This window comes from Microbacterium aurum, from assembly GCF_016907815.1.
Classification (GTDB): domain Bacteria; phylum Actinomycetota; class Actinomycetes; order Actinomycetales; family Microbacteriaceae; genus Microbacterium; species Microbacterium aurum.
Window position 1 is genome coordinate 280,547 of the sequence record NZ_JAFBCQ010000001.1, and the last position, 13,556, is coordinate 294,102.

General features: G+C 69.6%; 16 protein-coding genes. 7 read left to right on the plus strand and 9 right to left on the minus strand.

Annotated elements, in window-relative coordinates; all coding sequences use genetic code 11:
• Positions 1 to 220: 220 nt before the first annotated feature.
• Positions 221 to 3,409, minus strand: coding sequence for an efflux RND transporter permease subunit (locus JOD60_RS01315; protein WP_084202096.1), 3,189 nt, complete (start codon positions 3,407 to 3,409; stop codon positions 221 to 223).
• 184 nt (positions 3,410 to 3,593) lie between these two features.
• Between JOD60_RS01315 and JOD60_RS01320 the strand changes: the two genes are divergently transcribed.
• Genes JOD60_RS01320 through JOD60_RS01325 form a run of 3 tightly spaced genes read left to right on the plus strand, consistent with a single transcriptional unit; the run spans position 3,594 to position 4,991 of the window.
• Entirely contained in the window at positions 3,594 to 4,298 is a 705-nt protein-coding gene (locus JOD60_RS01320; RefSeq protein ID WP_232321663.1) for a WXG100-like domain-containing protein, read from the plus strand.
• The gene (locus tag JOD60_RS16970) at positions 4,298 to 4,423 is read left to right on the plus strand and encodes a hypothetical protein (RefSeq protein WP_269746942.1); all 126 of its coding nucleotides are present in this window, start codon (positions 4,298 to 4,300) and stop codon (positions 4,421 to 4,423) included. The genes JOD60_RS01320 and JOD60_RS16970 overlap by 1 nt, the downstream gene beginning before the upstream one ends.
• A 10-nt stretch (positions 4,424 to 4,433) precedes the next feature.
• Entirely contained in the window at positions 4,434 to 4,991 is a 558-nt protein-coding gene (locus JOD60_RS01325; RefSeq protein WP_076691879.1) for a GAD-like domain-containing protein, read from the plus strand.
• A gap of 16 nt (positions 4,992 to 5,007) precedes the next feature.
• Here JOD60_RS01325 and crcB read toward each other — a convergent pair whose 3' ends face one another.
• The 4 genes from crcB to JOD60_RS01345 are packed head-to-tail and all read right to left on the minus strand — an operon-like array spanning position 5,008 to position 7,082.
• Positions 5,008 to 5,385: a fluoride efflux transporter CrcB gene (gene crcB, locus JOD60_RS01330; protein WP_076691880.1), complete on the minus strand. Its 378-nt coding sequence runs from the start codon at positions 5,383 to 5,385 to the stop codon at positions 5,008 to 5,010.
• Entirely contained in the window at positions 5,382 to 5,819 is a 438-nt protein-coding gene (locus tag JOD60_RS01335; protein ID WP_232321664.1) for a fluoride efflux transporter FluC, read from the minus strand. Before JOD60_RS01335 ends, crcB begins: the two co-directional genes overlap by 4 nt.
• Before the next feature lie 20 nt (positions 5,820 to 5,839).
• The gene (locus JOD60_RS01340; protein WP_084202097.1) at positions 5,840 to 6,802 is read right to left on the minus strand and encodes a DNA topoisomerase IB; all 963 of its coding nucleotides are present in this window, start codon (positions 6,800 to 6,802) and stop codon (positions 5,840 to 5,842) included.
• Between the two features lie 10 nt (positions 6,803 to 6,812).
• Complete coding sequence (locus JOD60_RS01345; RefSeq protein WP_076691881.1) at positions 6,813 to 7,082, minus strand: DUF7218 family protein; 270 nt, start codon at positions 7,080 to 7,082, stop codon at positions 6,813 to 6,815.
• 118 nt (positions 7,083 to 7,200) lie between these two features.
• On the opposite strand from JOD60_RS01345, the gene JOD60_RS01350 reads away from it, so the two are divergent.
• On the plus strand, positions 7,201 to 7,362 hold the full coding sequence (locus JOD60_RS01350) for a hypothetical protein (RefSeq protein ID WP_198159089.1): 162 nt from the start codon (positions 7,201 to 7,203) through the stop codon (positions 7,360 to 7,362).
• Positions 7,363 to 7,448: 86 nt separating this feature from the next.
• Here JOD60_RS01350 and JOD60_RS01355 read toward each other — a convergent pair whose 3' ends face one another.
• The gene (locus JOD60_RS01355; RefSeq protein WP_076691882.1) at positions 7,449 to 8,210 is read right to left on the minus strand and encodes a MerR family transcriptional regulator; all 762 of its coding nucleotides are present in this window, start codon (positions 8,208 to 8,210) and stop codon (positions 7,449 to 7,451) included.
• A gap of 135 nt (positions 8,211 to 8,345) precedes the next feature.
• On the opposite strand from JOD60_RS01355, the gene JOD60_RS01360 reads away from it, so the two are divergent.
• Positions 8,346 to 9,242 (plus strand): DUF4097 family beta strand repeat-containing protein, encoded by an 897-nt coding sequence (locus JOD60_RS01360; protein ID WP_076691883.1) that lies wholly within the window; start codon positions 8,346 to 8,348, stop codon positions 9,240 to 9,242.
• Positions 9,243 to 9,244: 2 nt separating this feature from the next.
• The gene (locus JOD60_RS01365) at positions 9,245 to 9,868 is read left to right on the plus strand and encodes a PadR family transcriptional regulator (RefSeq protein ID WP_076691884.1); all 624 of its coding nucleotides are present in this window, start codon (positions 9,245 to 9,247) and stop codon (positions 9,866 to 9,868) included.
• A gap of 12 nt (positions 9,869 to 9,880) precedes the next feature.
• Here JOD60_RS01365 and JOD60_RS01370 read toward each other — a convergent pair whose 3' ends face one another.
• A complete protein-coding gene (locus tag JOD60_RS01370; protein ID WP_076691885.1) occupies positions 9,881 to 10,408 on the minus strand; it encodes a universal stress protein in 528 nt (175 codons plus the stop codon).
• A gap of 179 nt (positions 10,409 to 10,587) precedes the next feature.
• Here JOD60_RS01370 and JOD60_RS01375 point away from each other — a divergent pair, with 179 nt between their 5' ends.
• Entirely contained in the window at positions 10,588 to 10,767 is a 180-nt protein-coding gene (locus JOD60_RS01375) for a DUF3073 family protein (protein ID WP_076691886.1), read from the plus strand.
• 39 nt (positions 10,768 to 10,806) lie between these two features.
• On the opposite strand, the gene JOD60_RS01380 is transcribed toward JOD60_RS01375, so the two are convergent.
• On the minus strand, positions 10,807 to 12,066 hold the full coding sequence (locus JOD60_RS01380; RefSeq protein ID WP_076691887.1) for an MFS transporter: 1,260 nt from the start codon (positions 12,064 to 12,066) through the stop codon (positions 10,807 to 10,809).
• Entirely contained in the window at positions 12,063 to 13,544 is a 1,482-nt protein-coding gene (gene purF / locus JOD60_RS01385) for an amidophosphoribosyltransferase (protein ID WP_076691888.1), read from the minus strand. The genes JOD60_RS01380 and purF overlap by 4 nt, the downstream gene beginning before the upstream one ends.
• Positions 13,545 to 13,556 lie beyond the last annotated feature (12 nt).

The window sequence follows — 13,556 nt, forward strand, 5'->3', positions numbered from 1 at the left end:
CATCGGCCCCATGAACATACAAACGGGACTCACACACCCATCCGCGCATGCGCGGTGTTCAGAGCCGACCGCACCACTGTACCGGTCCCACCTGTGAGACCACCCGGCCCGCAGCTCACCGGCCCCACAGCACCCGGCGCCGCAGCTCACCGGCCCCACAGCACCCGGCGCCGCAGCGCACCAAGACAGGAGATCTCACCGAGACAGGACGTGTGAGCGCTCACGCCTCCTGTGTCGGCGACTTTTCCTGTCCCGGTGATGCGCGCAGCGCGCGGCGCGGGTGCAGGTCGCTCGTGTCGACGGGGGTGAGGTCGGGGCTCGCCGCCCGCGACCGGCGCGCCTCGCGGCGCTCGCGCGCACCCTCCACGAGGTTGTAGAGCGTCGGCAGGACGAGCAGGGTCAGCACGGTCGACGACACGAGACCGCCGATGACGACGATCGCGAGCGGCTGCGAGATGAACCCGCCGTGGCCGGTGATCCCGAGCGCCATGGGCGTGAGCGCGAAGATCGTCGCGAGCGCGGTCATGAGGATCGGTCGCAGACGTCGCGATCCGCCGGCGATGACGGCGTCGTGGGCGTTCAGCCCCTTCTCGCGGTACTGGTTGACGAGGTCGACGAGCACGATCGCGTTCGTCACGACGATGCCGATCAGCATGAGCACGCCGATGAGCGAGGCGACGCCCAGCGGCACGCCCGTGGCGATCTGCAGCAGGATCGCGCCGGTCGCCGCGAACGGCACCGAGACGAGCAGCAGCAGCGGCTGCCGCAGCGACTTGAACGTGGCCACCATGACGATGTAGACGATCAGGATCGCCGCGAGCATCGCGAGACCCAGCTGCGCGAACGCGTCCTGCTGCTGGGTGAGCACGCCGCCGATCTTCGCGTCGGCGCCGGTCGGCAGGTCGACTCCGTCGAGAGCGGTGGTGACGGTGGCGGATGCCGCGTTGAGGTCGTCGGTGGACGGGCTCACCGTCACGGTCGCCGTGCGCTGTCCGCGCTGCGTCGTGATGGAGGTCGGGCCCTGGCTCTGCTCGACCGTCGCGACCTCATCCAGGCGGATGAGACCCGCCGCCGAGGCGATCGGCAGTGCCCGCAGTTCGTCGATGGTGCCGGGCACCGACGCGGCCTGCAGGTAGACCGTCAGCGACGTGCCGTCGATCTCGACCGTGCCCGCCTGCCGCGGCTGCATCGTGTTCGACACGAGCGCGCCGACGGCGACCTCCGACAGCCCCAGCGAGGCGGCCTTGTCGCGGTCGACCGACACGGCGACGTAGGGGAGGGATGCCGAGAGATTCGAGGTGACCTGACCGAGGCCCTCCTTGCCCTCGAGCGCGGTGACCACGGCATCCGTCGCCTGCTGCAGCGCGTCGGCGTCGGGCGCGGTCACATCGACCTCGACGTCGCTGGAGCCGAAGCCGCCTTGGCCGGCGGCCACGGTGATCGTGCCCGCATCGTCGATGTCGGCGAGCGCGGACTGCACGTCCTCGCGGACGGCGACCTGGTCGGCGTCGGGGTCGGTGGTGATGGAGTAGGTGATGCCCGCGCCGCCGCCGGAGAACGCGTCGCGGATGGCGGAGCCGGACGACCCGATCGAGGTCTGCACGGTCTCGACGCCCGGAACGCCCAGCAGGACGCCCTCGACCTTCTTCGCCGCCGCGTCCTCCGCGTCGAGCGACGCGGCCTGCGCGACCTCCTGCGTGACGGTGAAGGTGTTCTGCCCGCTGTCGCCCAGGAAGTTCGTCTTCATGAAGGGGGCGGCCGCGAGGGTGCCGCCGAGCACGAGCACCGCCACCAGCACGGTGACCCAGGAGTGCTTCAGCGTCCACGACAGGATCGGCAGGTACGCCTTCTGCAGCTTCGAGGGCGGCGCGGCGGGGTCTTCCGGGTCGATCGGGTTGCCCTCGGCATCCCGCACAGGCTTGCCGGGACGCAGGAACCAGTACGCCAGCACCGGCACGATCGTCAGCGCCACGAACAGCGACGCCGACATCGCGATCGTGACGGTCATCGCGAACGGCCGGAACAGCTCGCCGGTCATGTCGCCGACGAAGGCGATCGGCAGGAACACCGCGACGGTCGTGATGGTCGAGGCGGTGATGGCGGCGGCGACCTCGCGCACGGCCAGCAGGATCGAGGCCTTCTTGTCCGCGCCCTCGACATAGTGGCGCTTGATGTTCTCGATCACGACGATCGAGTCGTCGACGACCCGGCCGATCGCGATCGTCAGGGCCCCGAGGGTGAGGATGTTCAGCGAGTAGCCGAATGCCTGGATGCCGACGAAGGTGATGAGAACGCTCGTCGGGATCGAGATCGCGGTGACGAGCGTCGAGCGCACCGACAGCAGGAAGACGAGGATGACGAGCACCGCGAACACGAGGCCGAGCAGCCCCTCCTGCGCGAGCGACTCGATGGACTGCTCGATGTAGGGCGCCTGATCGAACACGACGGTGAACTCGGCCTTGTCGCCGAGCGAGTCCTGCAGCTGCGGCAGCAGGGCGGTGACCGCGCGGCTGACGTCGACGGTGTTGGCGGCGGGGAGTTTCGTGATCGAGATGGTGAGGGCGGGCTCGCCGTTCACGCGGGAGATGGACGTCACCGGGTCCTGGCCGAGGACGACAGTGGCGACGTCGGCGATCGTGACGGTGCCCGCGGCGAGCTGCTCCGCGGAGGTCGGGACGAGCGGCAGCGCGGCGATCTCGTCGACGCTGGTGAGCTTCGCGCCGGTCTGCACCGTGAGGGTCTGGTCGCCCTCGGTGACCGACCCGCCGGGGAACAGCACGCCGTTCTGGTCCAGGGCGTCGGTGATGGCGGTCTGCGTGAAGCCGGCGGCGGCGAGCTTCGCCTGGTCGGGGGTGATGGTCACCCGCTGCCCCTGACCGCCGATGATGGATGCTGCGCTGACGCCCGCGACGTCTTCGAGGTCGGGGACCGCGGTGGCTTCGAGCTGCGCCTGGATGGTCTCCTCGTCGTCGTAGCCGGTGACGGCGAGCGCGATGACGGGCAGGTCATCGATCGAGAACGAGACGACGTTGGGCTCGACGCTGTCGGGCAACGTGGACTTGATGCGGTTGATCGCCTGCAGGATCTTCTGCTCGGCGGTCGCGAGATCGGTGCCGTACGTGAACGACGCCTGGATGATGGAGGCGTTCGTCGTGCTCGTCGCGGTCGTCGATTCGAGCCCCGGAATGCCCTGGATCGCCGTCTCGATCGGGGTCGACACGTCGTTGTTCACGACGTCGGGCGACGCACCGGGGTAGGTCGAGAGGATCGACAGCTGCGGGAACTCGATCGAGGGGATGAGCTCCTGCTTGAGGTTCGTCAGGGCGAGCCCGCCGAACATCGCGGCGACGATCGTGATGAGGGCGATGAGCGCCCGGTTCTTCAGGCTCAGGACGGCGAGGTTCGACACGGAGGGCCTTTGCTGTGGATGCCGGCGGGCTGCAGACGGGTGCGGACGCTGTCGATACACGAATGTATCCAGTTCATTGTCGCACGCCTCGCCGTCGCAGCCGGCGGTCTCCGCGGCCGATGGGTAGTTCTCCCCATGGCCTGATCGCGGGTGCGGCGTTTACGGTGAACACGGAGGTGCTGCAATGGGGATGATGTTGCCGAACGAGCTCGTCTGGGTGATGGAGAAGCTCGGATTCGAGTGGCCGGACATCGACGAGGACGAGGTGCGCAAGGGCGCGACCCTGGTGCGGAACCTCGGCACCGACCTGGAGGACGTCATCCAGGCGGTGGACCGCAAGATGAACGGCGACCTCGCGGCAGCGCTGCAGGGCAACGCCGGACCGGCGACCCTGTCGGCATGGAACACCAACCGCTCGCAGAATCTGCAGCGGCTCGTGGACATCATGCCGCCCGCGGCGACGGCGATGGACATCGGAGCCGGGGCGATCACCGCGCTGAAGGTCAAGGTGATCGTCGACGTGACCACGACGCTGGTCACGCTGGTCGCCATGCTGACGAACCCGATCACCGCTGTCGGGGCCGGCCCCATGCTGCTGATCAAGAAGAAGCTGCTGAACGCGGCCGTCGACATCGCCGTCGAGCAGCTCATCGCCCAGGTCGCCCCCATGGCGATCGAGCCGCTCGCCGAGCAGCTGCCCGCGGTCATCGACGCGATCCTCGATGCCCCGATGGTCGAGGGCGCCGTCGGCGACACCGACGAGTTCCACGCCGACCTCGCGGCGCTCGAAGATGCACAGTCGACGATGAAGCTGCACGGCGCCGACATCCAGTCGCTGACCTCCACGTTCTTCGCCGAGTTCTCGGCGCTGGACTTCGGCGGGGACTGATGAGCGCGTTCAAGCCGATCATCCGGGAGCTGGAGGACGATCGGTTCGACGACGCCATCGACGTGAACCTCAAGCGCTTCAAGCGCAACAGGAGGCACGATTCCGCCGAGGTGCTGTTCAGATAGGTTGGGATCCATGGTCGAGATCGCTGACTTCGTCCCGCACGCGCCCGTCCCCCGGGAGATCGTCGACGAGTATCGCGGGCGGGTGCCCGACGAACTGATCGAGGTCTGGGAGACGTACGGGTACGGCACCTTCGGTGAAGGTTTCCTGCGGATCATCGACCCGAATCTCTACGAGGCCGAGGTCGGCGACTGCATCGGCAAGACCCAAGGCGACGGCATCGCCATCCCGGTCATGACCACCGGCCTCGGAGACCTCATCACCTGGGAACCGAGCGTCGGTGTCATCGGCATCCTCTACCGCGAGATGCGGACGGTCGGGCTCGGCAGCATGGACGCCTTCCTCACGCTCACCTATCTCGACGGTGCCGAGCACCTCTCCGACACGCTGAACTGGGACATCTTCCCCGAGGCGGTCGCGGCGCACGGCGAGCTGCCGTACGATCAGTCGTTCATCTTCGTCCCGCTGCTGTCGATGGGCGGCGAGGCGAAGGTCGAGAACCTCCACAAGCGCGACACCATCGCCTCCATCCAGGTCGCCGTCGACCTCCAAGGCATCATCGGCCACTGAGTCATCGGCGACCGGGTCAGCGGGGCGGCAGACCGCCCAGCAGCAGGCCGAGCGCCGCCGCCGCGAGGCACAGTGCGAGGGTGCCGAGCAGGTTCAGCCACGCCCAGTCGCGACGCCCGCGCTGGGCGAGCAGCACGGTCTCGGCCGAAACCGTGCTGAAGGTCGTGAAACCGCCGAGCACCCCGACGCCGATGATCGCGACCCATGTCGGCAACACGAGCGCACCGAGGCCGGTGATGAGGCCCAGCAGGAACGACCCGATGATGTTGACGACGAGGATGCCGACGGGGAAGGCGGCCTTGCGACCGCGCATGATCGCGCCGTCGAGCAGGTAGCGCGCGCCAGCGCCGAGCGCGCCGCCGGCGATGAGCAGGGTCCAGTCCAGGCCGTTCACTCGGCATCCTCCGGCGATTCGACCTCGCCGGGCCGGTCGACGATGCGCCGCCCGACGGCCAGTCCCGCCGCCGCGGCGAGCGCGCCGCCGAACAGCGACAGGGCGATGAGGGCGAGGCCGACGAACGGCGAGGCGCTCGCGGTCGTGACTGACTGCACCGCGAACGCGCTGTAGGTGGTGAACCCGCCCATGACGCCCGTGCCGAGGAAGAGACGGCCGAGGGGATGCCGGTCGTCGAGCCAGCCGATGATGACCCCCAGCAGCAGCGACCCGACGAGGTTGATCCCGAGGGTCACCGCAGGAACGGCCAGCGGATGCACGGCCGAGCCGACCGTGAGCGGCACGACGAGCAGCGCCCGGGCGGCGACGCCGACCGCACCGCCGACGATGACGAGCACGAGGGCGGCCGGTGAGAACCATCCCGCGCGGGCCACGAGCCGAGATTATCGGCCGATCAGCCGAGGATCAGGGAGCGGATCGCCGATTCGGGCGAGACGGTGCGATCGAGCATCCTCCCCTGCCGGTAGCGCGCGAACACCCGCGGATCGATGTACGAGCTCTTCGCCACCGTGGGGGTGTTGCCGAGCGCCTCGGCGGCCGCCTTCACGGCGAGCACCTCGGCGCGCTTGCGCTGCGTCTTGGTGTCGACTGCGCCGATGCGCGCGAGAGCTTCGGCGGCGAGGATCGTGCCCCGCAGCGTGCGGAAGTCCTTCGCGGTGAAGGCGCCGCCGGTCATGGTCCGCACGTACGCGTTGACCTCCTTCGGCGTGAGGGGCACGCGCCGCCGGCCGCGCTCGTACGCGAGAAGAGGTGAGGTGGGGCGACCGGCGACCAGTAGCGCGATGACGGCGGCGAGTTCCGCATCGTCGATCTCGAGGCTCTGCCGCTTGCCGCTCTTCCCCGGGAAGCGCAGGCTCGTCACGGTCTCCTCGACCGCGGCATCCCGCCGCCGGAGCGTCGTGAGCCCGCGGCTGCCGTGCTTGGCGAGATAGCGCTCGCTGCCGACGCGCGGCGCCGCCTGGTCGAGCAGGCGGAACGCCGTCGCGAGCACCCGCTCCCGGTCCAGCCCCTCGCGGCGGATCGAGGTCGTCACCCGCCCGCGCGCCCGCGGCAGCGATTCGGCCAGCTGCAGCGCCCGCGCGTACTTGCCCTTGTCCCGACCCGCGGACCAGTCCGGGTGATAGAGGTACTGCAGACGCCCCGCCTCGTCCACCCCGGTCGCCTGGATGTGCCCGTTCGCCGCGGCGCTGATCCAGACATCGCTCCAGGCCGGGGGGATCACGAGTGCCACCACACGGTCGCGCTCCGCCGCGGGGAGGGCGGCCCCGTCGGCATCCGTGTAGCGGAATCCCGAGCCGGAACGCGCACGCCGGTACCCGAGGTCCACCCCGGGATGGACCTTCTTCAAACGCACCACGCCGGCGCCGTCAGGAGTTTCGCAGCATGTCGATGAGCTGCGCCTTGCGCTTGCCGGAGTAGCCGCTGATGCCGAGCTCCTTGGCGCGAGCGCGCAGTTCGGCGACCGTCCAGTCGTCGTACGACCCGGCCACACCGCCGCGCTCACCCACCTTCTTGCGCCCGTCGCGGGCGGCGGCGTTGGAGATGCGCGCGGCCTTCTGCTTGGAGGCGCCGTCCTTGCGCAGCTCCTCGTAGAGCTCGGGGTCCTTCAGGGAATTGGGCGTGCGATTCTGGGGCATATAACGGCCCTATCGCAGATTCGGTCCGGGTGGCAAGGGGGGTGCCACCGTGCCCGGTCAGGGCTAGATTCGGTGCGTCATGGAGTCCCCGGACATCCCGGAGAAAGGGAGCAATCACATGAACATCGCTCTGATCATCATCATCGTCGTCGCCATCGTGCTCGCGATCGTGGGAGGCATGTCCCAGGCCCTCAACTGGCTGCTGTGGGTCGCGCTGATCGTCGGCGTCATCGCGCTGATCGCGTTCCTGCTGCGTGTCGTGCGCGGGGGCCGGGCCTAGTCCCCACCCCGCACACGACACGGCAATGGCCGGGAGCCTTCGGCACCCGGCCATTGCCGTGCCTACCGTGCTCTCCCCGCCCGGGCTCAGAGGTTCCGGTCCGCGAAGACGGCGAGCGCATCGCGGACGAACGCAGCGCCCTCCGCTCCCCCGTAGTTGGCGCCGAAGCGCTCGTCGGCGACATACATCTCGCCGAGACCGCGCACGTAGCCGGCGATGTCGCCGTGCGGGTCGGCGGCGGGCGTGCCCGGGATGCCGCGCAGCCACGCGACATGACGCGCTGCGAGCTCCTGCGCCTCGGCGCTGTCGGAGGCGAGGCCGGATGCCGCGGCATCCTGCCACGCGGCGTTCAGCGCGGCGGTCTGCGCCTTCCAGTCCGCCTGCGTCGCGGCGTCCATCCCGCGCCACCACCGGTCGGAGTCGGCGTAGGCCTTCTCTCCCCAGCGCTCGGTGACCTCGTCCTTGTACTGCGTGTGGTCGAACCCGTCGAACATGTCCTCAGCCATGGGTTCCTCTCCTGTCTCGAGTGTCGTGATGGTCTTCTCCACGGAGGCGATCTGCCGCGCCAGCCGGTGCTGCTCGTCGCGCAGCCAGGCCAGGTGCGCGGCGAGAGCGGCTTCGGCGGCCGCCGGCCGCGCGAGGATCTCGGCGATCTGCGGCAGCCCGAGTCCGAGCTCGCGCAGCAGCAGGATGCGCTGCAGTCGCAGCAGGGCTGCGGAGTCGTACCGCCGGTAGCCGTTGGCCCCCACGCTCGACGGCGTCAGCAGGCCGAGCTCGCCGTAGTGCCGGAGGGTCCGGCTCGTCGTGCCGGCGAGTTTCGCGATCTCTTGAATCGACCATTCCTTCATGGGGACCACGGTAGAGGTTGACGCTACGTCAAGGTCAAGTGCATCTTCCTCGGCCCTCTGGAAAATCGAGATATATCGTGTTACCGTCTTTCAACGCGATATATCTCGATTCGCGACCGAACACAGGAGAACCCCATGACTCTCGAGAAGTGGCTCATCAAGCCGGGCGAGACCCGGGTGATCGACCTCGAAGACGTCCGCAAGCTCAAGGTCGGCCTCATCGGCGGTCAGATCGACGTCGTCGCCCACGACGAACCGGGCGTGCGCATCGAAGTCCACGCCGTCACGATCAAGGATCTGCGCATCGAAGCCTCGGGCGATGTCGTGGAGATCGACCACCCGCAGCTGCGCTGGGACAACTTCCTCGAGGTGTTCCGCAACTTCAGCGTCACCGGGCCGAAGGCGGAGATCAGCGTCGCCGTCCCCCGCCAGATCGCGCTGACCCTCGGCGTCGTCTCCGCGAGCGCCCTCGTGTCGGGCCTCGAGACCGACGCGCGCCTCAACACCGTGTCCGGCGACATCATCGTCGACGGCATGACCGGCGACCTGTCGGCCAACGCCGTCTCGGGCGACGTGCAGATCCGCGGCCTCACCGGCACGCTGAACGCCAACTCGGTCTCGGGCGAGGTCGCTGCGACCGGCAGCATCCGCAAGGCCACGATCGACACCGTCTCGGGCAACATGCTCGTCGACTCCACCGGTCGGGTGGATGCCGTGAGCCTCAACACCGTCTCCGGCGACGCGACCGTCCGCATCGACGAGGGTCACCCGGCGAACTTCGTGCTGCGCAGCGTCAGCGGCCGCCTCACGGTCGACGGCATCAAGCGCTCGACGTCCGGTCCGTCCAACTACGTCGACTCGGTCGGCGAACTCAGCGGCAGCTTCGTCGACGTGCGCGCCAACTCCGTCTCGGGCGACGTGACGGTGCTGCGCCGCGCGGCGACGCAGGAGCCGGATGCCGCGGCATCCGCCCCCGTGTCACCGAGCCCGGAGCCGGAGCCCGCCGAGCCGTCCTTCCCCGAGGAGGTCTGAGCATGGCCCCCGTGTTCTCGCACGGCGATCTGCGCCTGTACCTGCTGAATCTGCTCGACGAGTCGCCCCGACACGGCTACGACCTCATGCAGGCGCTGTCCGATCGCACCGGCGGCACGTACACGCCCAGCGCCGGCACCATCTACCCGCGCCTCGCCAAGCTCGAGGAGGAGGGCCTGGTCACCAAGGTGGTCGACGGTCGCAAGACGGTGTACGAGATCACCGACGCCGGCCGCGCCGAGGTCGCCGCCCGTGCGGGTGAGCTGGAGGGCATCGAGGCGGGTCTCGCCGACAGCGTCCGGCTCATCGCCGAGGAGGTGCGCGGGAGTGTCCGCGAGGCCATGAAGAGCCTGCGCGCCGACCTCGCGGCCTCCGCACAGTCGGAGCGGCACACGGCGAGCGAGCGTGCCACGTCGGCATCCGCCTCGGCGGACGACGACCGCGCGGCCTCGCGCGAGCAGGTGCGCCGCGCGGAGGCGCTCGTCGGCGAGTTCCGCGCGAACGTCCGCGCCGACCTGCGCTCGCACCTCGCGCACGGCGGGAGCCTCGCGGCATCCATCATCGACGACCTGTCCCGCGCGCTCGATGACGCCTCCCGCGCGCTCACCCAGGCGCTGCGCCGCTGAACCGGGGCGGCGTCAGCCGGCGTCGTCGTGCGGCCAGAGGGGCTCGTCGTCCGCGGCGGGCTCCTCCAGCGGCACGACCAGCACCGGTCGGGACTGCCGGTGGGCGAGCCGGGCGGCCACCGACCCGGTGAAGAACTCCCGGATCGACTCGCCGAACCCGCGGCGGCGGGTGCCGACGACGATCAGCCGCGCCTGCGACTGCTCGGCCAGCTGCTTGATCGCCAGCGCCGGGTCGCCGACGAGCTGGCGCACCGACCAGTCCACCCCGGTCCCGTCGAGAACGGATGCCGCGGCAGCCGTCACCGACGCCAGTTGCGCCTCCCCGACCGCGATGTCGAGATCGATCGGCGCGGAGTGGACGTATCCGTCCGGATCCTCGTACGTGACGAAGCGGGTGACGTCGACGTGCGCCACGATCAGGGGTGCACCGAACAGCTGTGCGTAGCGCGCCGCCTCCTTGAGGACGCGCGGCGGCTGATCGGGGATGACCCCCACGATCACGGCATGCTGAGGGACCGGGCCCGCTTCGGAATCGCTCATGACGCCCTCTCTGTCATCGGCCCTCCACAGCGAGGCCTGGAGGGCACCGTGTTATCCTGAATGCTACTCTTGCCGGTTTCCAGCCGGATCGTAAACCGCATCGTGAATGCACGAGGCAAACGCCGGGCAATGTGACGGGCCGCCGCACAGCCCGTGACTCAGAAATGAGGGGGTCTCGCATGGGGCGTGGCCGTCAGAAAGCGAAGCACACCAAGATCGCTCGCGAGCTGAAGTACGACACCTACAACGTCAACTACTCCGCACTCGAGAAGGAACTCGGTCACCACGACGACGATCCGTACGTCGACAAGTGGGCGGATCAGTATGCCGACGACGAGGACGAGCTCGAAAAAGCCTGACCTCGCGGCATCCGTCCGGCGCGTCCCGCGCGGGACTTCTCACCATGCGCCGTGCCGGCGCTCCCACTCGTCTTCGATCGTGTGCGGTCGCGCGACGATGATCCCCGCGGGGATCATCGCCAGGAACAGGATGCCGAGGAGCAGCAGCGTGGGCGGCCATCCGTTCGTGGCCTCGTGCAGAATGCCGAACGACAGCGGGAAGAGCGCCCCGATCGCGTAGCCGACGCTCTGCGTGAACCCGCTGAGCGCGACGGCGCCCTCGTGCGTGCGCGCCCGCAGCTGGATGAGGACGAGCACCGCGGGGAACAGCCCCTGCGGCGTTCCGAGCAGCACGACCCACAGCACCGTCGCCGCCGTCGGGGCGAACACCATGCCCGCGACGCCCGCGAGACCGGCGACGAGCGCCACCGCGTACAGCACGCCGACCCGGCGCCACCGGGTGAGGACGATCGGCACGAGGATCGACCACGGCAGACCCATCGCGCCGAACAGCGAGAGCAGAGCGCCGGCGGCGGCGTGGGAGACCCCGGCGTGCTCGACGAGGATCGCCGGCAGCCACGCGAACAGCGCATACACGCTCGCCGACGAGATCGCGAACGTGATGGCCAGCGCCCACGCCAGCGGCAAGCGCGGCAGCCGGCCGAGCACGCGCGGCGCCGGCTCGTCGATGTCGACCGGTGCCGGGGCGCCGGATGCCGTGACTGCGGCATCCGCCCGCCGTGCGCCCGCCCGCTCGCGCGTGACGAGCGTGACCCACGGGATGATCGCCAGCAGCGCGAAGACGGCCCACATTCCGAGCGAGAAGCGCCACCCGGCCGCGTCGGCCACGGGAACCGCGACCAGCGGCGGCAGGAACGCCGCGACGGCGAGGAGCCCCGAGTACAGGGCGGTCATGGTCCCGACGCGGTCGGGGAAGTACTTCTTGATGAGCGGGGGCAGCACGACGTTGCCGACGCCGACGGCCGCGAAGAGCACCGCGGTCGCGGCGAGCAGGGTGCCGGCGTCGCCGGCGACGGCGCGGCCGAGCAGGGCGAGCGTGACGACGACCATGGCGGCCGCGGCGAGCCGCTCCAGCCCGAACCGGCGCTCGAGCGCCGGGGTGACGATGCCGAACACCGCGAAGCACACCGGCGGTGCGGTGCCGATGAGGCCCGCGACCCACGCGGGGACGGCGAAGTCGGCCTGGATCTCGGTGAGGATGGGCGACAGCGCGGCCACCGCCGAGCGCAGCGAGAACGCCACGAGGACGACGCCCGCCAGGGCCAGCGCGCGCCCGCGCCACAGTGACCGGCCGGTCACGACTCCTGCGTGCCCTCGACCCAGGCGAGGTACTCGTCGGTGACGGTGCCGGTGATGTACCGGCCGTCGAAGCAGCTCATGTCGAGGTCCTCCACGTCGGGAGAGCCCTCCAGGATCGCCGCCTTCAGGTCGTCGATCTCCTGGTAGACCATGTAGTCCGCGCCGAGCTCCTTGGCGATCTCGGGGATCGTCCGGCCGTGGGCGACCAGCTCGTGACGCGACGGCATGTTGATACCGTAGACGTGCGGGTAGCGCACCGGCGGGGCGGCCGAGGCGAACGTGACCGAGAGCGCCCCGGCATCCCGCGCCATCTGGATGATCTCCTTCGAGGTCGTCCCCCGCACGATCGAGTCGTCGATCAGCAGCACGTTCTTGCCCTTGAACTCGCTCGACATCGCGTTGAGCTTCTGACGCACGCTCTTCTTGCGGACGGCCTGCCCCGGCATGATGAACGTCCGGCCGACGTAGCGGTTCTTGTAGAAGCCCTCGCGGTACTCGATGCCGAGCTTGCGCGCGACCTGCATCGCGGCGGGACGCGACGAATCGGGGATCGGCATGACGACGTCGATCGCTCCCCCCGGCGTGTACTTCGCGATGGTGTCGGCGAGGCGCTCGCCCATGCGCAGCCGCGCCTCGTACACCGAGATGCCGTTCATGACCGAGTCGGGACGGGCGAGGTACACGTACTCGAACGAACACGGCACGAGCTGCGGGTTCGACGCGCACTGCTGCGTGTGCAGTCGGCCGTCGAGGTCGATGAACACCGCCTCTCCCGGCTCGACGTCGCGCACGACCTCGAAGCCGCCGTTCTCGAGCACGAGCGACTCCGACGCGACGATCCACTCGTAGCTGCCGGTCGGAGCGCCCTCGGCGTCGACCGCGGGACGCGTGCCGAGGATGAGCGGGCGGATGCCGAAGGGGTCGCGGAAGGCGAGCAGACCGTAGCCGGCGATCAGCGCGATGGCCGCGTACGAGCCCTCGACGCGCTCGTGCACCCGCGAGACGGCCTGGAAGATCTGCTGCGGATCGAGTTCGAGCCCGGCGATCCCGGCCTGCAGCTCGTTCGCGAGCACGTTGACGAGCAGCTCGGTGTCGGAGCTGGTGTTCAGGTGCCGGCGGTCGGTGCGGAACAGCTCCTCGGTGAGCTCGCGGGTGTTCGTGAGGTTGCCGTTATGGACGAGGACGATGCCGTACGGCGCGTTGACGTAGAACGGCTGGGCCTCCTCCTCGCTGGAGGCGGTGCCCTTCGTGGCGTAGCGCACGTGCCCCAGGCCGATGTTGCCGAGCAGGGCCCGCATGTCGCGGGTGCGGAAGGCCTCGCGCACCTGACCCTTCGCCTTGAACAGGTGGAAGACGCCGTTGCGCTCCGCCGTGGCGATGCCGGTGGAGTCCTGTCCGCGATGCTGCAGCAGCAGCAGGGAGTCGTAGATCTCCTGGTTGACGCCCGCCTGACCGACGACGCCGACGATTCCGCACATGGGTTGTTGCTC